The 26,476-nt window shown below is 46.6% G+C and carries 24 protein-coding genes; 19 read left to right on the top strand and 5 right to left on the bottom strand.

Features of this window, described 5'->3' with window-relative positions:
• Window positions 1–12: 12 nt before the first annotated feature.
• The 8 genes from TCA2_RS17050 to corA all read left to right on the top strand — a co-directional run bounded on the left by TCA2_RS17050 (window position 13) and on the right by corA (window position 7,167).
• A complete protein-coding gene (locus TCA2_RS17050; protein ID WP_052512113.1) occupies window positions 13–849 on the top strand; it encodes an ABC transporter ATP-binding protein in 837 nt (278 codons plus the stop codon).
• Between the two features lie 66 nt (window positions 850–915).
• The gene (locus TCA2_RS17055) at window positions 916–1,524 is read left to right on the top strand and encodes an ABC transporter ATP-binding protein (protein WP_047912817.1); all 609 of its coding nucleotides are present in this window, start codon (window positions 916–918) and stop codon (window positions 1,522–1,524) included.
• A gap of 19 nt (window positions 1,525–1,543) precedes the next feature.
• On the top strand, window positions 1,544–1,723 hold the full coding sequence (locus TCA2_RS17060) for a hypothetical protein (protein WP_047912818.1): 180 nt from the start codon (window positions 1,544–1,546) through the stop codon (window positions 1,721–1,723).
• 69 nt (window positions 1,724–1,792) lie between these two features.
• Window positions 1,793–2,032, top strand: a complete 240-nt coding sequence (locus tag TCA2_RS17065) for a hypothetical protein (protein ID WP_047912819.1) — start codon at window positions 1,793–1,795, stop codon at window positions 2,030–2,032.
• Window positions 2,033–2,060: 28 nt separating this feature from the next.
• A complete protein-coding gene (locus tag TCA2_RS17070) occupies window positions 2,061–3,899 on the top strand; it encodes a cation-translocating P-type ATPase (RefSeq protein WP_052512115.1) in 1,839 nt (612 codons plus the stop codon).
• Window positions 3,900–4,267: 368 nt separating this feature from the next.
• Window positions 4,268–4,885 carry a DUF47 domain-containing protein gene (locus tag TCA2_RS17075; protein WP_047912821.1) on the top strand — a complete coding sequence of 206 codons (618 nt, stop codon included), beginning with the start codon at window positions 4,268–4,270 and terminating at the stop codon, window positions 4,883–4,885.
• A gap of 14 nt (window positions 4,886–4,899) precedes the next feature.
• Window positions 4,900–5,886 (top strand): inorganic phosphate transporter, encoded by a 987-nt coding sequence (locus tag TCA2_RS17080; protein WP_047912822.1) that lies wholly within the window; start codon window positions 4,900–4,902, stop codon window positions 5,884–5,886.
• 315 nt (window positions 5,887–6,201) lie between these two features.
• Complete coding sequence (gene corA, locus TCA2_RS17085) at window positions 6,202–7,167, top strand: magnesium/cobalt transporter CorA (protein ID WP_047912823.1); 966 nt, start codon at window positions 6,202–6,204, stop codon at window positions 7,165–7,167.
• Window positions 7,168–7,277: 110 nt separating this feature from the next.
• Here corA and TCA2_RS17090 read toward each other — a convergent pair whose 3' ends face one another.
• A complete protein-coding gene (locus TCA2_RS17090; protein WP_047912824.1) occupies window positions 7,278–7,892 on the bottom strand; it encodes a hypothetical protein in 615 nt (204 codons plus the stop codon).
• 476 nt (window positions 7,893–8,368) lie between these two features.
• Between TCA2_RS17090 and TCA2_RS17095 the strand changes: the two genes are divergently transcribed.
• From TCA2_RS17095 to rlmD, 4 genes are all read left to right on the top strand, one after another.
• A complete protein-coding gene (locus TCA2_RS17095) occupies window positions 8,369–8,659 on the top strand; it encodes a YerC/YecD family TrpR-related protein (RefSeq protein WP_047912825.1) in 291 nt (96 codons plus the stop codon).
• 3 nt (window positions 8,660–8,662) lie between these two features.
• Window positions 8,663–9,436 carry a sirohydrochlorin chelatase gene (locus TCA2_RS17100; RefSeq protein ID WP_047912946.1) on the top strand — a complete coding sequence of 258 codons (774 nt, stop codon included), beginning with the start codon at window positions 8,663–8,665 and terminating at the stop codon, window positions 9,434–9,436.
• A gap of 412 nt (window positions 9,437–9,848) precedes the next feature.
• Window positions 9,849–10,730, top strand: a complete 882-nt coding sequence (locus TCA2_RS17105) for a diacylglycerol kinase (RefSeq protein WP_047912947.1) — start codon at window positions 9,849–9,851, stop codon at window positions 10,728–10,730.
• 297 nt (window positions 10,731–11,027) lie between these two features.
• On the top strand, window positions 11,028–12,527 hold the full coding sequence (gene rlmD, locus TCA2_RS17110) for a 23S rRNA (uracil(1939)-C(5))-methyltransferase RlmD (protein ID WP_047912948.1): 1,500 nt from the start codon (window positions 11,028–11,030) through the stop codon (window positions 12,525–12,527).
• Between the two features lie 130 nt (window positions 12,528–12,657).
• Here the strand turns inward: rlmD and TCA2_RS17115 are convergent, their stop codons facing one another.
• Window positions 12,658–13,599 (bottom strand): YafY family protein, encoded by a 942-nt coding sequence (locus tag TCA2_RS17115; RefSeq protein ID WP_047912826.1) that lies wholly within the window; start codon window positions 13,597–13,599, stop codon window positions 12,658–12,660.
• 108 nt (window positions 13,600–13,707) lie between these two features.
• Between TCA2_RS17115 and TCA2_RS17120 the strand changes: the two genes are divergently transcribed.
• A complete protein-coding gene (locus tag TCA2_RS17120; protein ID WP_047912827.1) occupies window positions 13,708–14,157 on the top strand; it encodes a VOC family protein in 450 nt (149 codons plus the stop codon).
• 135 nt (window positions 14,158–14,292) lie between these two features.
• Here TCA2_RS17120 and TCA2_RS17125 read toward each other — a convergent pair whose 3' ends face one another.
• From TCA2_RS17125 to TCA2_RS17135, 3 genes are all read right to left on the bottom strand, one after another.
• Window positions 14,293–15,183, bottom strand: coding sequence for a manganese catalase family protein (locus tag TCA2_RS17125; protein ID WP_047912828.1), 891 nt, complete (start codon window positions 15,181–15,183; stop codon window positions 14,293–14,295).
• Between the two features lie 24 nt (window positions 15,184–15,207).
• Window positions 15,208–15,417 (bottom strand): YuzF family protein, encoded by a 210-nt coding sequence (locus TCA2_RS17130; protein WP_047912829.1) that lies wholly within the window; start codon window positions 15,415–15,417, stop codon window positions 15,208–15,210.
• Window positions 15,418–15,814: 397 nt separating this feature from the next.
• Window positions 15,815–16,048, bottom strand: a complete 234-nt coding sequence (locus TCA2_RS17135) for a hypothetical protein (protein ID WP_047912830.1) — start codon at window positions 16,046–16,048, stop codon at window positions 15,815–15,817.
• A gap of 213 nt (window positions 16,049–16,261) precedes the next feature.
• On the opposite strand from TCA2_RS17135, the gene TCA2_RS17140 reads away from it, so the two are divergent.
• From TCA2_RS17140 to TCA2_RS17165, 6 genes are all read left to right on the top strand, one after another.
• The gene (locus tag TCA2_RS17140; RefSeq protein ID WP_047912831.1) at window positions 16,262–17,062 is read left to right on the top strand and encodes an aminoglycoside phosphotransferase family protein; all 801 of its coding nucleotides are present in this window, start codon (window positions 16,262–16,264) and stop codon (window positions 17,060–17,062) included.
• A gap of 226 nt (window positions 17,063–17,288) precedes the next feature.
• Window positions 17,289–21,731, top strand: coding sequence for an endo-1,4-beta-xylanase (locus tag TCA2_RS17145; RefSeq protein WP_047912832.1), 4,443 nt, complete (start codon window positions 17,289–17,291; stop codon window positions 21,729–21,731).
• Window positions 21,732–21,903: 172 nt separating this feature from the next.
• Window positions 21,904–22,473 (top strand): hypothetical protein, encoded by a 570-nt coding sequence (locus tag TCA2_RS17150; protein WP_047912833.1) that lies wholly within the window; start codon window positions 21,904–21,906, stop codon window positions 22,471–22,473.
• 171 nt (window positions 22,474–22,644) lie between these two features.
• The gene (locus TCA2_RS17155) at window positions 22,645–23,805 is read left to right on the top strand and encodes a cobalamin-independent methionine synthase II family protein (RefSeq protein WP_047912834.1); all 1,161 of its coding nucleotides are present in this window, start codon (window positions 22,645–22,647) and stop codon (window positions 23,803–23,805) included.
• Between the two features lie 287 nt (window positions 23,806–24,092).
• Window positions 24,093–25,076 (top strand): tRNA-dihydrouridine synthase, encoded by a 984-nt coding sequence (locus TCA2_RS17160; RefSeq protein WP_047912835.1) that lies wholly within the window; start codon window positions 24,093–24,095, stop codon window positions 25,074–25,076.
• 214 nt (window positions 25,077–25,290) lie between these two features.
• The gene (locus TCA2_RS17165) at window positions 25,291–26,460 is read left to right on the top strand and encodes a DUF4317 domain-containing protein (protein ID WP_047912836.1); all 1,170 of its coding nucleotides are present in this window, start codon (window positions 25,291–25,293) and stop codon (window positions 26,458–26,460) included.
• Window positions 26,461–26,476 lie beyond the last annotated feature (16 nt).

Genomic DNA, 26,476 nt, shown 5'->3' on the forward strand with positions numbered 1-26,476 from the left:
AAGGGAGAGCCTATGACAACATCTTTATTGGAAATCCACGATTTAAATATTTCGTTTACCCGATATGACAAGGGACTCAGGCAGATGGATATGCCCATGATCCGTAATCTTTCCATGACCATTGATCCAGGTGAAATTGTAGCGGTCGTTGGAGCCAGCGGTTCAGGTAAAAGCCTGCTGGCCCACGCTATACTAGGAATTTTACCAAGAAACGCTAAATGGAATGGAAGTCTCACCTTCGATGGACAGTCCCTTACTCCAAAGCTGATTAAGAAGCTGAGAGGCAGAGAAATCGCAATTGTGCCACAATCTGTTGACTTCCTTGATCCACTGATGAGAGTTGGCATGCAGGTCAGACAAGCTGTGCGGGTTGGAGATCCTGTCGAGGAGCAGATCAAAGCCTTTCGAAAAATGCGGCTTGGTCCGAAGGCGGCGAAGCGCTACCCGTTTCAGCTGTCGGGCGGGATGGCCCGGCGTGTGCTTGTATCCATTGCATCGGTCAGCGGCGCCAGACTGCTCATTGCTGATGAGCCTACGCCGGGACTCGATGAGGGGGTTGTACAGGAGACGCTGAATATGTTCAGGCAGTTTGCGGATGCCGGCACAGCTGTTGTGTTTATAACACATGATTTGGAAGCGGCTTTGTCCATTGCGGACCGGGTTGCCGTGTTCTATTCCGGGACGGTACTTGAAATGGCGGAGGCTGCTGATTTTACTGGGAAGGGCGAGCGTCTTCGTCACCCGTATACACAGGCATTATGGCGAGCGCTGCCTCAGAACGATTTTGCCGTGCCGGAGGAAATTGACTATGCCATGGCAGCCGCAGCAAGAGAAGGGCAGCTGATCTGATTCACTGCCAGGGCAGTGTTAAACGCAGAAGATACGAACATAACCCGAGGGTAGGGAGATAAGCTCATGATGCTTGAAGCTCACAACATAAACAAACGGTATGGCAGGGAGCAGTGGCTGTTCCGGGAAGCAAATGTCCAGGTGAAACAAGGGGAGGCTGTAGGATTGCTAGGCCCCAGCGGCTGTGGGAAGTCCACTTTATGCCGAATTATGTCAGGCTATGACAAGGAGTTTGAGGGCAAGGTGCTGCTGGACGGAAGACCGTTGCCAAGCACTGGCTACAGACCAATCCAGCTCATATTCCAGCATCCAGAACGTGCGGTTAATCCTCGCTGGAAGGTGGGCCGGATATTAAGTGAAGGCTGGCAGCCCGACGAGGAGCTGCTTGCAGCGCTCGATATCCATCCAGATTGGCTGGAGAGGTGGCCGGCGGAGCTCTCCGGCGGGGAGCTGCAGCGAATCTGCATTGCTCGTGCTTTGGCTCCGCAGACCCGGTTTTTCATAGCAGATGAGATGACAACGATGCTGGATGCCATTACCCAGGCTCGAATATGGAAGGCGGTGCTTGGCTTGGCAGAAAAGCGGAAGATGGGGCTTGTCATTGTCAGCCATGACCGTCATCTTCTGAATCGGATCTGTACTCGGGTGATAGATTTTACAACCTATCAAAAATAAGAATTGGCGGTGAGCTGAGATGAAGAAATGGATAAGAATAGCTGCACTTATCGCAGCTTATACCCTCTTGGCCGGACACACCTCCTGTGAAGACATCAAGCCGCGTCCGGGCCAGACGGTGAAGCCGGATGAATCCGCTGCCATGGAAGGGAACGGATCACTGACTACAGCGCAGCATGAGATTCAGCCTGAACTTTAGTCTTGGTTAGAGGGAGCTGGCATGGTACAGCAACCCTTCCAAGTATAAATAGAGGAGTGTGTCTATACGATGGAAGTCGTTATGCATGAAGGCTATCACGGAATATTGACCCGGCATCATCATAACCGGAATCGGAACAGCAGGACCGGAGGCCCTGACCCGGACGAGGAAGACAGCTATGAATCCCAGGATTCGGAGCAGCGGCAGCTGAGTAAAGAGCGTGCAAATACCCGTCATAAGCTCATTTCGGCATGTGTAGTTATCGCCGGCTTAACGGCCTATGTCATTTGGGAGTTTAGTCAATTATGAATACAGTGCAGCTGAGGAACGTGTATATATGGTTTCTGCCGCTGCTGTCGGGCTCGCCTTACTCGTCTCTTATATTCCGATGCTGGACGAAGTCGCGGGATTTCCACCCGCATTCTATGCCATGCTGCTTGGAGGCGGGGTTATCGCATACCGCGCACTTCTGGCTGTATTGGATACACACAGGCTGACTGCAGGCACTCTGGTCGTTATTACGATGGCAGGCTGTGCCTACCTCGGGTTTTACAAGGCTGCCGCACTTGTGGCACTGATGATGCTTGTGGGTGAGCTGCTTGAGGAAATTACACTGTACCGGACCCGGCAGTCTTTCGAGGAGCTGCTGGCACTTGTGCCGGAGGAAGCCTCCGTATGGCGAGACGGATCATGGATGCGGGTGTCTACCTCGGAGCTTGCTCCGGGTGACCGCGTGCTGGTAAGGCCAGGAGAACGTATACCTGCCGATGGGACCGTGACGAGAGGCAAGGCTTCCATCAGCGAAGCTGCTCTGACGGGAGAACCGATGCCACAGGACAAGGCCGCAGGCAGTCAGGTATACCAGGGGACCGTTGCAGAGTTTGGCTCAATTGAGATGACCGTGGCAAAAACCGGAGAAGAAACAACGATGGGCCGAATTATTGCCTCTGTGCTGGATGCACAGGAAACGAAGGGCCCCATGCAAAGGCTTGCCGACCGGATTGCCGGTTATTTTACACCGATCATTCTCGGAACTGCTGCAGTTACCTGGCTGTTCACGGACGATCTTGTACGTACGATGACCGTGCTGGTTATTGCCTGTCCATGTGCACTTGTACTCGCTACGCCTACCGCTGTGGTTGCCAGTGTGGGCAACGTTGCCAAGCGGGGTGTGCTCGTAAAAGGCGGGCGTGCTATGGAGGCACTCTCCCGGGTTAATCTGGTTTGCTTCGACAAGACCGGAACGCTTACGGAGGGCAAGCCCATGCTGAAGCAGATCAAGTCATTTGGAAGCCTGACGGAAGCAGAGCTGCTATGCTGCGTGGAAGGGGCAGAGCGATATTCCGAGCATCCGATCGGTCTCGCGATCAAGGAATATGCGGAGGAACGTGAGCTCAGGATTGCCGAAGAGCCGAGGGACTTCAAGCAGGAAATCGGCATGGGTGTCAGTGCAGTCGTGTCGGGCAAGCGGGTTAGGGTGGGGAATGAACGTCTCGTAGAGCAGTGGACGGGCAGCGCTGCAGACGCGGAGGCGGCTGTGCAGTTTCTGGCGGAGCATCAGCATGAGACAGCCCTCCTCATTATAGTAGAAGAAGAATTGGCGGGAGGTCTCATCATTGGAGATCAAGTGCGGGATGAGGCGGATCAAGCACTTGCCCATATTCGAAAGCTTGGCGTTTCAAGGATTGTGCTTCTGACCGGAGACAGTGAAGGAGCCGCCGCATCGTTACAGCGGGAGCTGAAGCTGGATGATGTTCATACAAGACTGCTTCCGCACGACAAGCTGGCTGTTATTCGCCGCTATCAGCGAGAGGGCTACGTTGTAGCCATGGTAGGTGAAGGCATTAATGATGCGCCCGCCCTGGCCGCAGCCGATGTAGGGATTGCGATGGGAGCGGCAGGGACCGATCTGGCGATTCAGTCGTCACAGGTGGCCTTGATGGGCGACCGGCTTGAGAAGCTGCCTGAGGTCATGCGAATCAGCCGTTCAACGATGTTTATCGTAAGGCAGAACATCTGGATCTTTGCCGTGGCGTTTAATGTCATTGGTATCCTGCTTGCAGCGTCAGGATGGATTGACCCGGTTATGGGTGCAGCCATTCATAATGTTGCGTCACTATTCGTAGTGATGAATTCGGCAAGATTGATCCGCAAGAAAGCTGGGTTTTCAGTATAATTCAATATGCATATTAGGAGCCTTAGGCTTGAATTTATGGTTTAGTCATAACCGGAATTCAAGCTGAGGCTTTTTTTGTTGTACATATGACACAGTTCAGAGTTCATCCATGCTCGATAGAATATGATTCTTTTTACACATCTAATGGTTATATCTAGGAATATCAAGGATATAGATGGAAGCTATGTGAGTCATTTGGATAATTGAGACATGATCAGGTCACTCTACATGAAGATGGCAACGTAGAATTATGAAAATTGTTCGGTTTTTGTGTAAACGCGGTGTAAAGTATGTTAAGATATCAAATGTTGTCATTTCATTTCATTACATTACATTTCACGCAATCTTTCTGTGAAGGGGATATAAGAATGGCTTTGAAGAAGAAGAAGGATATATTTTTTGAGTCACTGGAGAGTATGGCCGATACGGTCGTACACGCTGCGGATTATTTTGCCCAGCATGTCGGAAGCCTGAACAACATGGCCGAGTTTACGAATCAATTGAAGAAGTATGAGTCTGAGTGTGACAACTACACACATACGATCATCAAAGAACTGAACAAGACGTTTATTACGCCGATTGAACGTGATGATATCATGGCGCTCGCTACGACGCTGGATGATGTGATGGACGGTATTGAGGCAACGGCATCCCGTTTCTACATGTACAATCTGACAGAACCGGATCAATATATTGTGCAGTTTGCTGAAATTATTCGCGAGTCTGCCTACGAAATTCAAAAAGCGGTACATTTGCTCTCTCAGAAAAAGCTGCTCGCTATTCGTGAGCATACGATTCGGTTGAACGATCTAGAGAATCAAGGGGACGAGCTTCTTCGTATTTGTATTAAGAACCTGTTTGATACCGTTACGGATCCAATCGAGCTGATTAAACGCAAAGAAACTTACGAGCGTCTCGAGACGACAACCGATGCTTGCGAGCATGTTGCCAACCGTCTTGAATCGATCATCATGCGGAACTCGTAAGGAGCATAATAATTATGGAAACTACGATATGGGTATTAGGAATTGTTATTTTCCTGGCGCTGGCCTTCGATTTCATTAACGGGTTCCACGATACGGCGAATGCCATTGCAACATCGGTATCGACGAGAGCTCTGACACCGCGCCGGGCTATTATTCTTGCAGCCAGCATGAACTTTATCGGTGCGCTGATGTTTACAGGGGTTGCGAAAACGATCGGGGGCAGTGTAGCAGACCCCACCAAGCTGGATAACGGGATCAATATCGTAATTGCGACGCTTATCGCTGCGATTGCGTGGAATTTGATCACCTGGTGGTTCGGACTCCCGTCCTCTTCATCTCATGCACTGATTGGGGCGCTTGCGGGTGCCGTGTTTATCGGTGAAAGAAGTGAGCTGAATTGGGGCGGATTTGTTGATATTGTAAAAGGTCTGATCTTGTCTCCAATCATCGCCTTCGTTATCGGTTATATTGTCATGATGATACTGAAGTGGATCTTTGCCAAGCGCAGTCCGCATACAGTCAACAAGGGCTTCCGTACCATGCAGATCTTTACAGCTGCACTTCAATCCTTCACACACGGTACGAATGATGCGCAGAAAGCGATGGGGATTATTACATTCGCTCTCGTTGCAGGTAAAGTGCAGGATACAATGGAGGTTCCACTGTGGGTTAAGATCGCGGCAGCAACAGCGATGGCCGCAGGTACAGCAGTGGGCGGCTGGAAGATTATCAAGACTATGGGTACTAAAATATTCAAAATTGAGCCGATCAACGGTTTTGCAGCGGATTTCTCGGCAGCATCCGTCATCTTCGGTGCAACGCTGCTGCACCTTCCGGTCAGCACCACACATGCGATCACCTCGGCGATCCTCGGTGTAGGCTCAGCTAAACGCTTCAAATCCGTGAAATGGTCGCTGGCAGGACGTATTGTGGTAACCTGGTTTATCACCATTCCGATTTGCGGTTTTCTTGCCGGCCTTATTATGTGGTTATTCTTCTAAGCACTTCGTTTTTTATAAATAGATGTACAATAAACAGAACCCGGATCACCGCGAAGCTGTGGATTCATTTCGCGTTGTTGCCGGGTTTTCCGTTTGCTCCATGTGGAAAATGTTTATAACTCTGTGAATATGGGGACATCTAAGGGTAATAAAAGTCATATAAAAAAGTTATCCACTTGTGGATAGATAAATCAGCTATAATTATACAGTCCGTGCTTGCTTCTCTTTCAACGATGTGGGTTTGAACAGAGATGAGGAAGCAGGGCTTTTTTGTTCCGTAATATTTGTGATAGAGAGGGAAAGGCGTGATGCCCCATTATTCGGACGATGGCAATAACCCATGATCATAAAGTGATCAAAGAGTTACATCTGCTTGATATTCGTATTGAGGATTATGATTTTGTGTGGACAGATTTCAGTGCTCCGACAGAAGAGGAATCCCGGCTGCTAAAGGATTATTTTCATTTTCATCCACTCGCTGTTGAAGATTGCCTGCATGTCCTTCAGCGCCCTAAGCTGGATTACTATGGCGATATTCAATTCATGGTGCTTCATGCAATCCGTGAGGAGGAGGAGAAGGCGCACGAGGTGGATCTGTTTCTTGGCCCGAACCTGCTGGTATCCTATCATCATGAGCCGCTTGACGAACTGAATCAGGCCTGGGAGCGTATCGGGGGAGAGGCAGAGAGGCGCACCATCTGGAGCAGAGCGCCCATTGCGGCCGCCTATACAGTGATGGATAAGCTGGTCGATGGTTACTTCCCGGTCTTGTTTGCCATTGAGGATGAGCTGGCCGAGCTGGAAGGAAGGAGCGGTAACGCCCCGATGGATGAGCTGGTCAATCACGTATTTCTCATTCGAAGCAAGCTGCTTCGTTTGCGCAATACGATCGTGCCCATGCGAGATCTCTTGTATCGAATTGTCAACTCACAGCATATACAGGGGCAGAGCCGAAGTGATCATAAGCTGTATTTTATTGATATCTACGATCATCTGCTGAAGCTGACAGATATGCTGGACGCTGACCGGGAGATGACGGCAGATCTGCGGGACAGCTACATTTCGCTGAACTCGAATCGAATGAACAGCATTATGAAGACGCTGACAGTCATTACGACCTTGTTCATGCCCCTTACACTGATTGCCGGCATCTATGGGATGAATTTTCATTATATGCCAGAGCTCGGCTATCGATATGGATATACAGCGGTCATCGTGGTGATGCTCCTGCTGGGCAGTGGAATGATGATTTGGTTTAAGAAGAGAGGCTGGTTTAAATAAGTAAATCTTGCTCCATTCAAAAGTCGCCTTAACCTAAATAGAAGCACCCCGCGCTGAAGATCCAGCTGCGAAGGGTGCTTTATGAGGTGTTCTGCATCAGCCGGCTTGAATTATCTCCTTCTCTTTTTGGAGGATGAGGGAGAGTAGGGCTTGGAGGACGAAGTTTTGCGGCGTTTTTTGCCCGTGGAAGTCGTCTTCCTGCGTTTACGCTTCTTCCTCGGACGGTAGTAAGAATCGTCGTAAGTGGGTGATGTGGACTCTGCTGCTTTATTTGCTGCTGCAGCAGCTCCAAAGGGGAGTAGCCCTGCAAACAGCTTCATCATCGGGGCCATCTGCTGGACTCCGTTGACAACCTGCTGAACCTTCCCCATCCCATTAACGATCCCGTCAATGCCGCCAATTCGGTCAAACAGACCTTTCAGATTGCTCAGGTTATTCCCAATTCCGCCTAAATTGCCGAGCAGACCTCCCGTTGTGGCCGCTGCCTCGGTTTCGGCTGCCTGCTGTGTCACCTGATTCGCAGGATATACAGGAGCCTGCTGCTGAGGCATCGCATAAGGTGCTTGCGGCTGAGCAGGTACTAATGCATAGGGTTGTGCAGTGGGAGCCGGCGCAGGCGCAGACGGCTGGTTATAGTGTGGAATCCCAGGATAGGGTGAATACTGATTAGGGTCCGTGAATGCCCGAGCTTGCCGGCTGCGTCTTCTGTAGTGTTGTTGAGACATCGGTAGATCACATTCCTTTGCGCATGGTTTAGTATAGTGTATGTTGATGAGGTGCTCTGCGTTTAAGAAAATGCGAGATTTTACGGGATATTGGCGGATTTGGGCTCCGGCCCAAGCGGTTGTACCACATAAGAAAAGAGAAAACCTACGGATAAAAAAGTACGGATATTTACCGATAAATAGAGTAGAGTCAACAGGATTCGATCCACAGGGGAACGAATTAACATGAAGTCGGGGTATCGATATGTCCATGACTTCTCATATAACAGGAGCAAAAGGTATCACAATTCATTGCAAACCTGTGCATTATGGTATAATGTAGTTTGGCGTCGGTGTGCTGATCTTACCAGCTGTGTATAACGATGAAGGCTCGGGATGATTTTATTCTGCATCGCGTGAAAACGGTAATGCTTGAAATACCAATAACGTGTAGTTACAATGAAATAGTATTCATAGTAACCTTAGGGGATGATAACATGCAGCTGAAGAAGCTAAATGATAAAAGTATAGATCAATTATTTGAAGCCATTTTGACACTTAAGGACATCGAGGAGTGCTATGTATTCTTTGACGACCTGTGCACGGTGAACGAGATTCAGTCCTTGTCTCAGCGTCTGGAAGTGGCCCGTATGCTGGGTAAAGGCAATACGTACAATCAGATTGAGTCGGAGACGGGGGCAAGTACGGCCACCATTTCTCGTGTTAAGCGCTGCTTAAATTACGGAAATGACGGCTATAAGATGGCGCTGGAGCGCCTGGGACGCTAAATGATGATGAAGCCGGGAGTTCTGATCATCAGCCATGGATCCAAGGATTCGGGCTGGACTGAGCTTGTGGATCATGCCGTCATGCAGCTGTCACTGCCTGAAGGAGTGCCTGTTTACGCTTCTTTTCTGGAGAATGTAGAGGGAAGGCTTATTCAGGATGGAATTGATGAACTTGAACAGAAGGGTGTAACAGATATACTCGCTGTTCCTTTGTTTATTTCAGCGGGAAGTACGCATGTAGATGAGATTGAATATGCCCTTGGAGCCAAGCCTGTTCCAGAGAAGGAAACGGATCTTGAGCCTTTTCGGGTGAAGTCACGTGTCCATTATGGACATCCGCTGCATGATGATCCGCTGCTAGCTACGATGATCTGGGACAAGCTGAAGCCCTATTCGCAGGAGCCTTCTGAGGAAGTTATTCTGCTGATTGGACACGGCAGCCGTCACGACGAATTTCGGCAGCGATGGGAGCAGGGCTTCTCTACGCTCGCTCGTCTGGTTAAGGACATCAGTGGAGTTTCTCAAGCGGATTACGCACTATTGAATCCAGATCATATCAAGGATACGGCTGCTGGCTACATAGAACAAGGGTACCGGGTTCTAGTGATGCCGCTGTTTTTGAGTGCAGGGTATTTTACGAATGTAGAGATACCGAAGCGGCTGGATGGAATTCATGTCGAGTACAGTGGGGATCGTACGCTCTTACCGCATCCTTTGCTGCATCAGTGGATTGAGGAGCAAGTGGACGATATGCTGAGAGCCTTGGCGGACGCATAGCAGGACATAATTCTATCGTGATTGTTATTTATATTCGGTTATTATTGGAAATGCATATGGAATACAATAGAATAAGGAATAGAGGCCTGGCCGTTTGTCCTAAAAACAGTGGTATGATGCGAACTGAAATAAAGACGACGGCCGGTTTTTTGTTGTATAATAAACTATTGGATGTAAGAAACAGGTTGAGTTAGACATTAAGCGGCCGTGTTTTTGGGAATAGTAAGAAGATGAATTCATTTCATAATCGCTGTCGCTATGATACTATTTCTATCGTTTGCTCGGATTCATTTTATAACGCGGTATTCAGGGTATTACGAACTGGAGTGAAATTATAAGATAAGTGCCCAAGGCTGGTTGTATGGGATCATTGGGATATTTGCTAAAAGTGGGTGGCGTAAGGATCATGACTATGAAAAAGGCGAGATTAATCTATAATCCGACGTCAGGTCGGGAAGAGGCGAAGCGAAGACTCGCGTCAATATTGCAGCGTTTGGATGAGGGCGGAATTGAAGCATCCTGTCACGCAACGACGGGCGAAGGGGATGCGACTAGGGAAGCATCGGAAGCGATTGATCGCGGATACGATATGATCATTGCTGCAGGTGGAGACGGAACGCTGTATGAAGTCATTAATGGGATGGCAGGTAAAGAAAATCGGCCGCCGCTGGGCATTTTTCCGCTGGGGACGACCAATGATTTTGCAAGAGCGCTCGGAATCCCAAGGCATTGGGAGGATTACTGCGATATGGTGATCCGCCAGGAGACACGTCCTGTCGATCTGGGTCTTGTGAATAATCGTTATTTTATCAACATTGCCGGTGGTGGAACGCTGACAGAGCTGACCTATGAAGTACCAAGCCGTCTGAAGACCATGATTGGTCAGCTAGCTTATTACATGAAGGGCATGGAGAAGATGATTAATCTTACCCCGCAGGAGCTCTACATCAAGGCCAGGGGGCAGGAGGACATTCATGATGAATTCATGCTGTTCCTGATCGCCAATACGAACTCGGTCGGTGGATTCGAGAAGCTGGCACCGGGTGCGACGATTGATGACGGATTATTCGATGTCATTGCACTGAAGAAATGTAATCTGGCGGAGATGATTCGCCTTGTAACGATGGCGCTCCGCGGAGAGCATCTGGGTGACAAGAAGGTCATTCACTTCCAAACAGACTATATGGAGGTTACCTCACCGGGTGAAGTGCTGCTTAATCTGGACGGAGAGCTGGGCGGGTCCCTTCCGGCAAGCTTCAGAAATATGCCCCATCATATCCAAATCTACAGATAGACTGAGGCAGGTACTTCGAGTAATGTGAAATCTGATTCAGTATACAGCTGAATTGTTAATGGAGTAATAACTGGAATTCAATTACATTTTAAATCGAGAAAATCAACAAATGAGAGGAATTACACAAAGATGAACAACAACCGCAGCGGTCGTGGAAAAAACCGCCGGAGTAGTGAAGTAAAGGCTGGAGCAGAGAGTGCAGGAGCAGGTAAGGCTAATGGAGGACGTCTTCAAGGGAAGGATCGTCGTGCCGGGAAGACAGGTAACAAGCAGACTGGAGTAAGGTCAAGAACAGGGATGCGGCCACAAGGCGAGGCATCTTTTTCTGCTGTGCACGGACTGCCCGTTGCGAAGAACGACGAGACGGTCATTGATATCATCGGGATGAATCATGACGGTGAGGGTGTCGGCCGTGCGGATGGCTATACATTGTTTGTTGCAGGTGCACTCCCGGGCGAGAAGGTCCGTGTGAAGGTACTGAAGACGAAGAAGCAGTATGGCTATGCGAAGCTGCTGGAGATTATTACAGAGAGTAAGGACCGCGTCGCTGCGCCATGCCCGATCTATGATCAATGCGGCGGCTGTCAACTGCAGCATATGAGCTACGAAGGACAGCTGGCATGGAAGCGCCAGATCGTCGTGGATAACTTGACGCGGATCGGCAAGCTGAATGTGATCGATGGACAACCCGATTATCCACAAGTGGATAACTCCGCTACAGATATGGAAGATACTCACAGTGCTGGGGACAAGCCTGTGTATGAAGGTATTCGAGTGCTTGAGACATTAGGGATGCAGGAGCCATGGCGTTACCGGAACAAGGCACAGGTGCCGATGGGTGAGATCGACGGCGGTCTGATCGGCGGCTTCTATGCCAAGGGCAGTCACCGCATCGTGGACATGGAGCGCTGCATGATTCAGCATGAGCACAATGACGAGGTCGTGGAGCAGGTTAAGCAGATCGGCCGTAGTGTCGGAATTCGAGCATATAATGAAGAAACAGGCAAAGGACTGCTTCGTCATGTGGTCGTGAAGAAGGCGTTCCGCACCGGCGAGATCATGCTTGTGCTCGTCACGAATGGAGACAGCATTCCACATGTAGAAGCATGGATACATGGCATTCGGGAGCAGATCCCACAGGTGACCAGCATCTGTCAGAACGTGAATACGAAAAAAACCAACGTTATCTTCGGAGACGTTACCCGAGTGTTATGGGGCAGTGAGGTCATTTATGATTATATCGGAGACATCAAGTTTGCCATCTCTGCGCGTTCCTTCTATCAAGTCAATCCGGTACAGACTGAGGTGCTGTATGGCAAGACGGTAGAGTATGCCGGGTTGACGGGGAAAGAGACCGTCATTGACGCTTACTGCGGAATCGGGACGATCTCATTGTTCCTCGCTCAGCACGCCGAGCATGTCTACGGCGTAGAGATCGTGAAGGAAGCGATTGAGGATGCGAAGAAGAATGCGGATCTGAACGAGATCACGAACGCCACCTTCGAGACCGGCCCATCCGAGGATGTCATTCCGAAGTGGAAGGAGCAGGGCATTACCCCTGACGTAATCGTCGTCGATCCCCCGCGCAAGGGCTGCGACCCAAGACTCTTGGATACGATTCTGGAGATGCGTCCGGAGCGTGTGGTTTATGTGTCCTGTAATCCATCCACTCTGGCTCGCGATCTGCGCGTCCTGGAGGACGGCGGGTTCAAGACGATGGAGGTCACGCCGGTGGACATGTTCCCGCATACGGTGCATGTGGAGAGTGTAGCGGTGTTAGTTGGAAGGGATCATTAATTCAGTAAGTATTGACGGTATAAAAAAAGAGGGCTGTGGCCCTCTTTTTTATTTCCTATATGAGCCTGACCCGTTAACGAGCCTAATTCCTCTACTACAATAAGCCTGCGAAGTTATCAACTTCTACAATCTACAACTTGTTGTTATAGTGATTTAAAAGATTCTCGATTCGATCTTGGATCATTTGTTTCAATGAAACAGGCTGTATGGATCTTACATAAGGTCCAAATCTCATAAAATAGTCGGCTATAAAAGCTTCTTCTCCTGGATGATAGAAACCCCGTATAACTGTGTTATTGCCACTCTCTAATCTCATCGAAGGATAATGTTCTTTATAAAAAATATCTCGAGCTTCTTCTGAAATCTCGACTTTAAATTCAATACTGTTCTCAGCACGGTAAATTTCTAATGAGCGACTGACGAGTTCTTCTATGGAAAAGGGAGATTCAGCGTCCTCTTCTTCAATAAAAGTTATTCTGTCGCACCTGAATACTCTATGTTTATTCGTATTTAACTCTATTCCAGCAGCATACCATTGACCAAACTTGGCGGAAATTTTGAAAAACTGAACATGGTAACTTTTTTCCTGGTTGTTTTTTGTGTACTGAATACGGCAGCTGTTCTCGTGAAGTATGCTTTTTAGTATTTTGTCTAAGAAACGACTCGCATGATGGTGCTTGTACATTTCAAATTGCAGGATTTTTTTCATTCTGTGAATTTGTTTATTTTGTTCGTTAGAAAGACAGTTTTCAAACTTCTCGTTTAGTTGATTGACACTTAAATGAAAGGGCGTTGATTCATAGGCTTCTAACGTCAGCATGGCAAAATACAGAGCATACACTTCATCCATCGTAAAAATAATAGGCGATAATAATCTGTTTTTTAAGATGCCATATCGTCCATGTCTGCCTTGCTCTGAATAAATGGGCATACCCAATTGCTCTAAGGAGCTAATGTCGCGCAATGCCGTACTTTTGGAGATATCGTATTGTTCCATTAAGTCACTTAGATTGAAGAACTCTCGGCCATTCAAGTATCTAATCATGTCATTTAATCTTTCTGATTTATTCACCGTAAATCTCCTTATAAAGGTGTCAATAGTTGATACCTTTATATTTTATAATAAGCTCAAGGTATACATCAAATGGCCTTACAATATGATCCAAAAGGAGACGGTACCATGAGTGCAACGCTAGAAGTAGCTATTTTCTTATCTATGAATGGAAAAGCAAAAGAAGCGATTGATTTCTACAAACAGCATTTAAATGCAGAGGAATTGTTACTGGTAACCTATGAAGACCTAGCAAAACGTGACAGCTCGATGCAGCTTACGGATGAAAATAAGCATTATATTACTCATTCCGTCTTATCCATTGGAAAAACAAAAGTCATGATCGCAGAAGATCCGATGGATGCCACAGAAAAATATGTAGTTGGCAACAACACCTCATTGTGTATTCAAAGTGCTGATTTAGAAGAAATCGAACATTTTTACAACAGCTTGACTACAGATGATAGGGTAAGAATCATGGTTCCTTTATCCAGCAATGTATTTAGCAAAGCATATGGCATTATTGAGGATCCGTTCGGTATTCAAATTCAATTCATGTACGATGATAGACTAAAATAAAACTTTTGTTTGTAGGTGGGGGCTATATTTGACGTTTGAATATATAACAACAAAGAATAGGATGCTAAATCAATTACGATTTGGCATCCTGTTTTAAATGTTTTCTCATGCTTTGCACTTCAAATAGAGAACACGTTATAAATTTGCCATGAGACGTTTTTTAATTAATTCATAATCGTCCCTAGTAATGCCAGGAGCAAATTCTTCAGGTAATTCCTCTAAGTCTGGAATGGGTGCGCCTTCCGGGGTACCAATTTTCACTTCAAGCGGCTGCCCGTTTTCCGGATTCGTTCCTTTCCAGATCATTCCGATATCCCTATAATCTGTTTCGCTCCATGTGAATAACACATTGCTTAAGCCTTTTTCAATGAACGGTTTGGAATAATCAAATTTTGAGTTATCTAGATTAGGAACCGGAAGCATTTTCGTCAAATCTACCCCTGTAGCAATTTCGATCGCTTTCGCATAGGCGAGGATATGTGTCCCTCCACGAACAAGTAAATACCCAATCATGGTTCTAGCCACTGGATGATCTGTCATCTCATAAACTCTCATTTTATGTGTACGTGCACCAACCTCAAGAAAAAAGTTATGTGTTAAATCTAAGACTAAATTTCCACTATTAAAAACATGATCCCCAGTCCAAGGTCTTCCCATGGAATCACCAGGTATTGCGGTTTGAGCTGTAGAAATAAAATGGTAGGTATTTCTTGCATCCTTCCCATTTTGAAGTGGAGTGATATCCGGATCACCTGGAAAAGTATTGCCTACCGATAACAAATTAATCGCATTAGAAACAAGCTCTACATGACCAAATTCTTCTGCTGTAATGCTTGCCACTAAATCATAGAAGGGTTTTAGCTTTTTTTTATTTCTGAAGTTAAAAGACTGAAACATATAGTTATTTAAGGTGGACATCTCCCCAAACTTGCCGCCCAAGAGCTCTTGTACTGCAGCTGCAGCATTCATATCGCCGTGTGCGGGTACAGGAAGTTCAATTGCTAATTTATTGATTCTTTTAAACATGATTTCCCCTCCACTTTCCTTTTGTTAACCAGGAAAAACCCAAATAATTTGCTGGGTACGAATAAAAAAGGGAGTTCCGTTAGATTCGACAACAATGTGATCTGGTAATACGTTTTTCAATAAACCACGAACGCTGCCTCTTATGGTTTGAACAGTAACCACATTACCAACGATCGTTGATAAGGTCTGATAAACATAGGGATCATAAAAGCTTAACAGGTTGTTATTTGTCATTTAGATCCTCCTTTTCCAGTGTGCTTCATAGTGAGTATACGTTTTTCATTAAAGCTGCCCTTATTACTTCGCTGCGGTCCTGGTCTTCGGGCAGCTGTTCGAATTGTTCCTTAAGGTCGTCGTCCAGCTGTTTACGAATTCTAAAAGGTATAATATTACTTTTCATAAAATTACCCCTTTCCGTAGGCTGCTGCCTATCTGTTAAATATGTATTACGATCTGTATTACGTTATTCCTAAAAACATAAAAAAGAAGCCCAGGGCTGGGGGTCCCGGGGCTGTTTTTGCTTATTTGGATAAGGGTAGTAAAAATTTTTCGTCGTCAAAAAGCTTTTTTCCTTTGGAAAAATTTTATGCTTCCCGTATTCATAATATGCCAGAAGGCAGAAAAAAGCCGCTTATTTTGCAGCGGCTTTTTTGTCTTCGCAGTATTTTACTATGGCTTCGTGGCTGTAAGGTTCCCCGTCGGTTAAAAAGAAAAGCTGCTGTACTGGGTCGTACTTCTGCAGCAGTTCCCCCTGTTCTTCCGCGAATTCTGTAGCGCATAATACCAGCTGCGGGCTTACGTAATGTTTTCCTACGGCTTCTTCGACTACTTTAAGCTGCTGATCTATAAGGCGGTCTGCGGTCATTTTTAATATTCGCCCCCTAGAAGTTCTACTAGCTGGTCTACTTTTACCATTACGTCCGGGTTCTTTTCGCGGTACAGTGCCAGCATTTCCCCCAGTAATTCCCGCTGCCCGTATCCAGCGCCCTTTACTTCATTTGAAAAAAGACTGAAAAACAGTTTATTTGACTCTTTTTGTTGGGGAATAGCACATTATAGAAGCGAGGAGTGAAACCTTATGACTCAAGAAGAGGTATTAAGCGGCGGAAACGTAAATCATATCGTTCGTATAGGAGACACCGTTCGACGTCCTACAGGATATTGGAGCACAAGTGTTCATGAATTGCTTACGCATTTAGAAAGACAAGGGTTCGAGGGAGCACCAAAATTTCTTGGCATTGATGAATTTGGCCGTGAGATATTAACATTTGTGACTGGTGATATGAACAAGCCGGAGTTAGAATCGCATACTTGGTGGATGGACGAGACGCTTGTGGACTTTGCCCACCTGTTACGACAATTTCATGATGCGACCCGATCCTTTGTTCCAAGTCCTGAAGCCAAATGGCAGCTTACAGGCCCTGACGGTGCCGAACACGAAGTAATATGTCATAACGATGCCGCGTTCTATAACCTTGTCTTTCAGAATGGGAAGGCCGCAGCACTCATTGATTTTGACATGGCTGGCCCAGGTCCGCGCCTGTGGGATATTGCATATACCCTTTACACGTCCGTACCGCTGGGTCGTTTTACACCTGACTTTTCTTCTGAAACGATGGAAGTAATACAGTATCAGCGTGAAAAAGATGCGCAAGAGCGCCGGCGCCGAATACAATTGTTTTTTGAATCTTATGGATTACCCGTTCCTAACAATATGAAGGAGTGGATTATTGATCGATTGGTTGTACTATGTGATACGATAAGAAACTTTGCAGCTAACGGTAATCAAGCCTTTCAAAAAATGATGGATGAGGGACATTTGGCACACTACGAGAATGAGATTCAATTTATAAAAAAACATTATGAAGACTGGATATAGAGAAGAAGGAAAAATAGCGAGTATTCCTCCATTTCCCGCTCAAGCAAAGTGAGTTTCGAGTTACCTTGAAGTATATCTGAAAAAAACTAAGTTTCACCTTTAATTTGGAGTAAGAATTCCTTGTCACAAAATGGTATTATCTGGGTTGGAGGGAGGTTGATCACATCAAATTATGTAAGCGCTTCACATGAGTGATAAAAATTTTAGTGTGGGGGGATTGCTTCGAATGAGAACATCATTTAAGCAGGCCGTTTCTGGGTTACTTGCAGCGGCTCTGCTTCTTCCGGTCGGCTTGTTTACTCCAGCAGTTAATGCGGCGGATCTAGCGGCATCTGATTCACCAATTGTATATCAAGAAACATTCCAGAATGGTCAAGGCAAGGCAACTCAATCAGGCGGTGCCCAGCTGGAAGCTGTAACAGGCAAGCCGTTTGACGGCAATGAGGACGGAGCAGTTCTGAAAGTTAGTAACCGATCCAATAACTGGGATGGCGTGGACCTTGCGTTCGGTGACCTTGGCTTGGAGGTTGGCGAAGAATATACGGTAACTGCTTCCGTCTATGTGGATGCTGATTCTAACCCACCGGCGGCGGGGCAGGCTGTCCTGGAGGTTGTAACCAATAAGGGCATGGATGGAGAAGGATACACAGGGATTTATTCTTCCGACTTTAAGGCAGGGCAAGGCATTACATTATCTGCCGATCTCTCTGTAGCCAATGTGGACAATACAGCACTTCGAATTAAATCGGATGAAGCCGGTAAGGAAGTATCTTTCTATATCGGGAATATCACAATTACCCAAGAAGAAACACCTGCCGAGCCTACGGTAGTCCTGAACCAAAGCTTTGAAGATGGAAATACAGGAGGATGGAACAAGCTCTCCTGGGGCTCGAACGGAGATACTGCGGTCGTAGATGACGTAGCTTCCGAAGGTACGAAATCTTTGAAGTTCTTTAACCGAGCCGATGAGAAGGCTGTTCCTGCTCTCGTACTTACGGACAAGATGAAATCCGATCGTAAGTATGATATCTCACTCAAGGTTAGACTTGGTTCAGGAGAAGGTCAGTTCCATCTGGCTTCCAAGATCGATTCTGAAATCTTAGAAGAGGATCAGAAATATCCTTGGATTATCGGCAACAAGCTTGTAACCGCTTCCGATTGGACGCTGTTCGAAACCAAGGGCTATGAAGTTCCTTCTAGAACAAATGAGGTCATCATCTATGTTGAACCATCGGGCAACACGTTAACCTCGGATATATACATTGATGAAGTTATGATTACGGATGTGACCCCTGGTCAAACTGAACCGGAGGTTATAGATAAGACGGGGATCTCTGCAGACTTTGAGAAGGGTCTGGATGGATTCAAAGCACGGAACGGCCGTGAAACGGTCGCTCTATCCCAAGCAGATAATCATACACCGGATGGCGAGCAAAGCTTGATCGTTACGGCGACGAAACAATATGATGCAGCGTTAGTCGATGCTGCTGGAAAAATGGCAAAGAATCACGAATACGAGCTGTCCGCTTGGGTGAAAATGGCTCCTGGCGAAGAACCTACAACACTTCGGATCAGTGTTCAATATGCGGACAGCGGTTTTGCGAACGTATCACAAAATGCAACCGTTACCGATCAAGAATGGGTACACTTAACGGGTAAGTATACGCTCACCACGACTCCAAGCGTACTCAATGCTTATATCGAAACAGCAAACGACGACGGCGGCAACCGGACCTTCTTTTTAGATGACTTTTCTCTAAAATATTTGGGACCTGTAGCTGCTGCACCTCCGATTCAAGAGAATCTCCCTAACCTCAAAGATACTTACGCAGATGAATTCCTGATAGGTAACATAGTTAATCCTGCTACCTTCGACGAGACTCGGCTCAAGCTTCTGACGAAGCATTACAATGTCGTCACGTTCGAGAATGATATGAAGCCGGATTATGCCTATGATACAAACAAAGCATTCGATTTCACCGCAGAAGATGCGCTTGTCAAGCGAGTACAAGATGCAGGCCTTGATATCCATGGTCACGTGCTTGTATGGCATGCACAATCACCTACATGGCTGCATACGGCAGCGAGTGGTGAGCCTTTAAGCCGTGAAGAAGCTCTGAATAATCTAAGAACACATGTGAAGACGGTCGTTGAGCATTTTGGGGACCAAGTCATTTCCTGGGACGTTGTCAACGAAGCGATGAACGATAACCCTGCGAATCCAACCGACTGGAAGAATGCATTACGTAATTCCGGCTGGCTGCAAGCCATCGGCCCAGACTTTATTGAGGAGTCATTCCTTGCGGCCAAAGAAGTCATTGACGAAAATGGCTGGGATATTAAGCTCTATTACAATGACTACAATGATGACAACCAGAATAAATCTACTGCGATCTACAGCATGGTTAAAGAGCTGAATGAGAAGTACGCGGCAGATCACCCTGGTGAGAAACTGATTGATGGCATCGGCATGCAAGCCCACTACAATTTGGGTACTCGGATCGACAATGTCAGAATGTCACTTGAGCGTTTCAGTTCTTTGGGTGTAGAAGTGAGTGTCACCGAGCTGGACATTATGGCAGGCACCAACTCAGTCATGACTGAAACCGAAGAGAAGCAGCAGGCCTATTTGTATGCCCAATTGATGGATCTCTATAAGAAGAACAGTGAGCATATTCCACGTGTTACCTTCTGGGGATTAAATGACAGCACCAGCTGGAGAGCCGAGCAGAACCCAACCTTGTTCGACAAGGATTTTCAAGCCAAAGAGGCTTACTACGCAGTAAATGATCCGGAGAAGTACTTGGCGGACAATGCACCTGAAGAGATCGAATACAAGAAATCAGGCGCTTCCTATGGAACACCAGTGATTGATGGCTCCGTAGACAGCGTATGGAGCAACGCTCCAGAATTGAAGCTGGATACGAAGCAAATGGCATGGTCAGGTGCTACGGGAACAGCTAAGGCACTCTGGGATGATGAGAATCTATACGTTTTGGTGCAAGTCAGAGACGATCAACTGAACAAGTCGAACCCGAATGTATGGGAGCAGGACTCTGTAGAGGTATTCGTCGATGAGAATAACGGTAGAACAGCGAGCTACCAAGAGGATGATGGACAATACAGAGTAAACTTCGAGAACTTAGCCACCTTCAATCCTGCGGAGATCGCTGAAGGTTTTGAATCCGAAGTTACTGTATCGGGTACTAACTACATCGTTGAAATGAAAATTCCATTCAAAAAGGTAACGCCTGCGAACAATGCCAAAATTGGATTTGATGCGCAGATCAATGATGCAAAAGACGGCAACCGAATCAGCGTGAACGCTTGGAATGACGCATCCGGTCAAGGTTACCAGGATACGTCCGTGTTCGGTGAATTGACGCTGACGGGCAAACCTTCTTCCGGCGGCGACAATGGCGGAGGTAACGAGGGGGGAGGCAGCAGTGACGGAGGTAACGGGGTATCCAGCCCAGCTACTACGCCACAGCCTCAACCACAGCTTCCGGGCAATGACTCCGTTATTGTACCGGTAATAAAAGTCGAAAATGGAACAGCCACAGCAACCGTTTCGAGCGACAGCCTGAATAAAGCAATTGAGAAGTCTACTCCCGGTGCAAATGGCAAGAAACAGGTGAGCATTGAAGTGCCGACGCAGGCAAATGCACAATCCTATGTTGTGCAATTTCCGACTTCAAGCCTGCAAGACAACAATAATGTTGAGTTTGTGCTTAAGACGGCCAATGCAACACTTCAGATTCCGTCCAACATGCTTTCTAATATTACAGAACAAGCAGACCAAGTCTCTATTCAGATAAACAAAGGCTCAGCAGATCGCTTGAGTGCAGGTGATCGTGCTAATGTAGGCAGTCGGCCGGTAATCGACCTAAGCGTAACAGCTGGTGATCGTGAACTTGCCTGGAACAATCCTGCGGCACCTGTAACGGTATCTATTCCGTACACACCTGCCGCACAGGAACTTGTCAATGCACATCAAATCGTCATTCTAAACATTGACAATCAAGGACAGGCAACAGTAATACCGAATGGACGGTATGATGCTAAGTCCGGCTCGGTTGTGTTCAAAACAACAGAGTTCAGCACCTATGCTGTGGCCAATGTAACCAAGTCTTTTGCTGATGTGCAAAAGGTCCTGTGGGTAAAACAAGCCGTTGAAGCAATGGCTGCACGCGATATCATTCAAGGAATCTCTGATGACAGCTTCGCTCCTGCAGCTTCGATCACGAGAGCGGATTTTATTACCTTGCTCGTCAGAGCACTTGAATTGAAGAGTCCGGGTACCAACACGGCATCCTTCAGCGATATACAGCCGGACGCTTATTATGCCCAGGCCGTGGCTATTGCCAAAGAGCTTGGTATCGCAGCTGGATTTGAAGATAGCTCATTCAAACCAGACAGCAGCATTTCCCGTCAAGATATGATGGTACTTACGGCAAAAGCACTGAAAGCAGCTGGTAAGTCATTTAGGAGCAACGGAAATCTAGCGCCTTATTCCGATGCTGAGAGCATTTCCGCTTACGCCATGAATAGTGTGGCTTCCCTTGTAGGAAGCGGAATAGTCAACGGCAAAGACGGTAAAATTGCCCCAGCCGAACCCTTGACCCGCGCTGAAGCAGCGATGATTCTGTACCGGATCTGGAAAATGTAAATGAGATCAGCTGATTATAAGGAGACTTCCCCCGTAGATTGTTAGACGCGGGGAAGTTTTCTTTTTTTGAAAGCCATAAAACAATACGGTATGATTGAAGCCTTAGACAAAGAATTAAGGCCGCCTATTTATGGGATGCTTTTGTAAAGAGAACATAGGAGGATACATATATATGTCCTGGAGTAAATTGAAGCAGCAACTGGAGAGTTTCCTATCTCCCGCGTTAGTTGGAAGGGTCGAATACCGCGCAACCAGTTACCGTTATCTGCCTGATAAATCAGGGGATTGTTACATTGCTGTAGATAAAAAGAACGTGCTGAATATGAACGATCGAACGACCACCATCCGTTGGTATCAAACGGAGCAGGAAATTAAGAGTGACCCAGAAGTGCAAATTCCGATCAGTAATGAAGAGCTTGATGCGGTCAGAGCAGATACCAAAGGGACTGTCCCGGAGGATCGATTAGTCGTCATCGCACGAAACAGAAAAATAACGGTACTGGCTAAAGAGCTATTGTCAGCACAGACCTCATTAAGCAAATCCAATTTTGCCGCTACAGCGACTAAGTTCTTATCTACTTCAATAGAGGATAGCATGGAGAGCAATGATATCTTGTTAAATATTCTAGCTCTAGTGGATAGACGAGTTGGGAAAAAGCGGATCTTAAACATGTCCGAGCAGGTCAAGTTAAAGCATCCTATTGTGAAGTACTTCTATGAGCTGCGGCGTAATACATTATAAAGATTCTATTTAACAGAGTGTTATCGTTCTAGCTAATGGTTATCTTAAGTTTGTCGCTATAGCTTTTAGCTATAACTAGATATTGCTTTTAAGTCTTATACAGGATAGACCTCCATGCTAGAATCAAAGGAATCAAAAACGACATATGCGATCTAGAGGGGGACTTTAATCATGTGCAATAGATTTCAAATCGTAGGCAGCTTACTCCGTCCATCGGATTTATTAGAATATAAGCATCAAATCGAGCATCGCGATGATATAACCTATCCGTTTTACCAAGATTTCGAGGGATATGAGCAGTCTGAGTCCTCAGCGATTCAAGCTGTAGTCGATAAAGAAATTGCTAACAATATCTCTGTTGTTACGGATGGAGAATACTCCAAATCGATGTGGCATCTGGACTTCGTCTGGGGCTTCCAAGGCATCAAACGCTACATCGCAGATCACGGGTATTTCTTCAGAGATACCGATGGGTCCTCCAAGTATGAGACTCGTAAAGATATTGGACTCCGCATTACAGGTGAGCTGAGCGGTAAGAACCATCATTTTATTGATATCTATAAGAAGCTTCAAGCACAGGCTGGCGATCATGAAACGAAGCTGTGCGTACCATCTCCATCCCATATCTTTGGTGAACTGTCCTGGTCGGATAACATTGGCGGAACGGAATCCGTGTATCAAGACAGACAGGAGCTTAAGAACGGATTGGTGAAGGCTTATAAGGAATTTGTTGAGGAGTTTGCTGCCGCTGGCGGTAAAATTCTGCAGTTCGACGATTGCTTGTGGGAGCTATTCGCTGATGACAATCCGAACTCTCCTTACACGGGTGAGAACATCAATCAGGAGGAAGTGCAGGCTCTGGCAACTGAATTCATTGATATCAACAATACGGTCATTGACTTTGGTCATAGCCTGGGCCTCAAAATGTGGACGCATAACTGCCGCGGTAACTACGACTCCCGTAACATGGGCGGCGGTTCCTATGCCAAGATTGCGAATCTGTTCTTGAAGCAGCTCAAATACGACCGCTTCTTCCTGGAGTGGGATGATGAGCGTGCAGGATCACTTGAGGCACTTGCGGTGTTCCAAGATAAGCCGAATACGGAGATTGTACTTGGCCTGCTGTCCTCCAAGACGAATACGCTGGATGATGAAGAGCGTGTCTTGAGAATGCTGGATGAAGCGTCCAAAATTATTGATAAGGACAGACTGCTCTTATCTCACCAATGCGGATTTGCGTCCTGCGATGGCGGAAATGAATTGACCGAAGCGGAGCAATGGGCGAAGATTAAGCAAGGTCAGCGTATAGCGGAGCAATATTGGGCGAATTAATATTTGAAATAATATAAAGCAAAGAGGGAAGCGAAGATCCCATTCAGACTGTCGGCGAGGTAATTGCAGGCAGTCTTTTTCTTGTGATGAGAGGTCTGCGATTATTCTGCTGTGGAACTTCCAGGACCTGATCATTTGATTTGTTAAACATTTACTGTAAAATCAATGGATGCGATCGTTTGATAAAAAGTGCTCAAACATGCTATAAGTGTAGAAGAAGCATGAACAGCGTTTGCTTTTAATATAGGGATATAGCTGTGTCCTGTTACTATAGAGAGGTTTTTGATATGACAACGAATTTTTGGCGTGATTTGCCACGTCCTTTTTTTATACTGGCACCGATGGAGGATGTAACGGATGTTGTTTTCCGCCATGTCGTGAGTGAAGCGGCAAGACCGGATGTGTTTTTTACTGAATTTGCGAACACCGAGAGCTATTGTCACCCGGAGGGGAACCACAGTGTGCGTGGGCGGCTTACTTTTACGGAGGATGAACAGCCTATTGTAGCCCATATCTGGGGAGATAAACCGGAATATTTTCGTCAAATGAGTATCGGTATGGCGGAAGAAGGCTTTAAGGGGATTGATATTAATATGGGTTGTCCTGTAGCGAATGTAGCGGAGAATGGGAAGGGAAGCGGTCTGATCTGCCGTCCCGAAACTGCAGCTGACATCATTCAGGCGGCCAAAGCCGGGGGACTGCCCGTATCTGTAAAAACAAGGCTCGGTTTCAGTAAGGTTGATGAATGGCGTGATTGGCTGACTCACATCTTGAAGCAAGACATTGTTAATCTATCCATTCATCTGCGGACAAGAGAGGAAATGAGCAAAGTAGACGCCCATTGGGAACTCATTCCAGAGATTAAAAAACTTCGTGATGAGGTTGCACCAGGTACGCTACTGACGATTAACGGCGATATCCCGAACCGTCAAGTCGGCTTACAGCTTGCTGAGCAATACGGGGTGGATGGTATTATGATTGGACGTGGTATTTTCCACAATCCATTTGCCTTTGAGAAGGAACCAAGAGAGCATAGCAGTGAGGAGCTGCTTAACCTGTTGCGGCTGCATCTGGATCTCCATGATCAGTATTCTGCTATGGAATCCCGTTCGTTCAAGCCCCTTCCTCGTTTCTTTAAGATTTATGTTCGTGGATTTCGAGGAGCAAGTGAATTAAGAAATAACCTCATGAACACCAAGTCAACAAATGAAGCGCGGGCATTGCTCGATGATTTTGCAAGCAAGCAGCATGATGAGGCCGAGCAAGAGTAGGACTTCCCTGATGAATATTTTGCCGTATTCAGTGCCTGTAGTGGTTAGAACGATACTATGATTACGGGCCCCTATACAAAGGTATTATGGTATGATGAGTTAGTTGAACAATAATCGTATTTAGATAAATCAATGAGGAGCCCTTCTGGATGAAGGGCTTCTGTAACGTTTATTTTGGCAGGGGTAATCTACTATAGGAGATGTCTGATCAATTATGATAAAAAAAGAACTCGCACACATACGCAAGCAGTTTAAAATGGACCACGAAATGCTGAAGCTATACGAAATTCTTAACGTGTATATTATGAAGGAGAGCAACGAGATCTATCATTACGAGCGTCAGCCGTTTGAGCTGCTGGATCGGGAGAAGCAGGAGCTGCACATGGCTAACTTCAAGAAGCTGTTAACCGGTGAACTGGATCAGAAGCTGTTCGAGTTAAAGTTCCAGGAGGAAGCGGAGGAACCAACACGTGAGCTCCTTCATCAAGCGCTGGTGACCGGGGATCCGGATGAATGGACGGATCTGATGATCCTGCTCGTGGAGAGAATGATGGCCGATACCCATTATAAGCAAGATACAGTGATCACTTTTGTTCGGGGACAGTACTACCGACCGACGAAGGAAAGAAATGAAGAGGTCGAAGAGAGCGAGAAGAATGAGGTCTTTGCGAATTCATTTATTTTATGCAGTGTGAACTCCACAGAGCAGCAAAAGAAAACACTTATGTTTGATTATGTCGAGCGGGAATATAAGTATAATGTCTTTGTTGATCCTATCATCAAATTGAACACGCCGGAGCAAGGCTTCTTCTATCCAAGCGTGACCGATAATTATTCTGACGTGAACCGTGTTCTGTATTCCTCAGGGAGAGCCAACGAGCCAAACTACCAATTCATCGAGGAAGTCTTGAAGGCAGAGAGAACGGTGACAGCACAAGAGGAGCGGACGATCTTTGAGGATATCGTGAAGGAAGTCGCAGGAGAACAGCTCGATGCTGCAACAATTGCTCATGTCTATGAGGAGATTCATCAGGTCATTGAGACAAGCGATCAGGAAGAACCGCCAAGGCTGGACTATAAAGATGTGGAACGGATGCTGACTTCGAGCGGTGTGGAGAATGTGACGGCAGAAAAGGTAGAGCTTGCGTTCGAAACGGTCGTTGACGACAAAAATTATGAGCTTAAAGCGAGCAGCGTTATGCCGAAATTCACCTCCAAATCGATTAAGATTGATACGAAGGTCGCTACCATTTCAGTGAGTCCGCAGGATCTAAAGTATTTGAAACAGGTGAGTTATCGCGGAAAAAGATGCATCCTCATTGAAGTTGACGAAGATGCCGTCATCGAAGGATTTACCCTGGCTACGGAGAATTTGATAGATTAAGATGAACAGAAAGGGC

Source organism: Paenibacillus sp. TCA20 (assembly GCF_000732325.1).
In the GTDB taxonomy this organism is placed as follows: domain Bacteria; phylum Bacillota; class Bacilli; order Paenibacillales; family Paenibacillaceae; genus Paenibacillus; species Paenibacillus urinalis.

Coding starts and splice junctions, on each gene's coding strand:
- TCA2_RS17050 (WP_052512113.1), top strand. CDS start 13: ATGACAACATCTTTATTGGAAATCCACGATTTAAATATTTCGTTTACC.
- TCA2_RS17055 (WP_047912817.1), top strand. CDS start 916: ATGATGCTTGAAGCTCACAACATAAACAAACGGTATGGCAGGGAGCAG.
- TCA2_RS17060 (WP_047912818.1), top strand. CDS start 1,544: ATGAAGAAATGGATAAGAATAGCTGCACTTATCGCAGCTTATACCCTC.
- TCA2_RS17065 (WP_047912819.1), top strand. CDS start 1,793: ATGGAAGTCGTTATGCATGAAGGCTATCACGGAATATTGACCCGGCAT.
- TCA2_RS17070 (WP_052512115.1), top strand. CDS start 2,061: ATGGTTTCTGCCGCTGCTGTCGGGCTCGCCTTACTCGTCTCTTATATT.
- TCA2_RS17075 (WP_047912821.1), top strand. CDS start 4,268: ATGGCTTTGAAGAAGAAGAAGGATATATTTTTTGAGTCACTGGAGAGT.
- TCA2_RS17080 (WP_047912822.1), top strand. CDS start 4,900: ATGGAAACTACGATATGGGTATTAGGAATTGTTATTTTCCTGGCGCTG.
- TCA2_RS17090 (WP_047912824.1), bottom strand. CDS start 7,892: ATGTCTCAACAACACTACAGAAGACGCAGCCGGCAAGCTCGGGCATTC.
- TCA2_RS17095 (WP_047912825.1), top strand. CDS start 8,369: ATGCAGCTGAAGAAGCTAAATGATAAAAGTATAGATCAATTATTTGAA.
- TCA2_RS17100 (WP_047912946.1), top strand. CDS start 8,663: ATGATGAAGCCGGGAGTTCTGATCATCAGCCATGGATCCAAGGATTCG.
- TCA2_RS17105 (WP_047912947.1), top strand. CDS start 9,849: ATGAAAAAGGCGAGATTAATCTATAATCCGACGTCAGGTCGGGAAGAG.
- rlmD (WP_047912948.1), top strand. CDS start 11,028: ATGCGGCCACAAGGCGAGGCATCTTTTTCTGCTGTGCACGGACTGCCC.
- TCA2_RS17120 (WP_047912827.1), top strand. CDS start 13,708: ATGAGTGCAACGCTAGAAGTAGCTATTTTCTTATCTATGAATGGAAAA.
- TCA2_RS17125 (WP_047912828.1), bottom strand. CDS start 15,183: ATGTTTAAAAGAATCAATAAATTAGCAATTGAACTTCCTGTACCCGCA.
- TCA2_RS17130 (WP_047912829.1), bottom strand. CDS start 15,417: ATGACAAATAACAACCTGTTAAGCTTTTATGATCCCTATGTTTATCAG.
- TCA2_RS17135 (WP_047912830.1), bottom strand. CDS start 16,048: ATGACCGCAGACCGCCTTATAGATCAGCAGCTTAAAGTAGTCGAAGAA.
- TCA2_RS17140 (WP_047912831.1), top strand. CDS start 16,262: ATGACTCAAGAAGAGGTATTAAGCGGCGGAAACGTAAATCATATCGTT.
- TCA2_RS17145 (WP_047912832.1), top strand. CDS start 17,289: ATGAGAACATCATTTAAGCAGGCCGTTTCTGGGTTACTTGCAGCGGCT.
- TCA2_RS17150 (WP_047912833.1), top strand. CDS start 21,904: ATGTCCTGGAGTAAATTGAAGCAGCAACTGGAGAGTTTCCTATCTCCC.
- TCA2_RS17155 (WP_047912834.1), top strand. CDS start 22,645: ATGTGCAATAGATTTCAAATCGTAGGCAGCTTACTCCGTCCATCGGAT.
- TCA2_RS17160 (WP_047912835.1), top strand. CDS start 24,093: ATGACAACGAATTTTTGGCGTGATTTGCCACGTCCTTTTTTTATACTG.
- TCA2_RS17165 (WP_047912836.1), top strand. CDS start 25,291: ATGATAAAAAAAGAACTCGCACACATACGCAAGCAGTTTAAAATGGAC.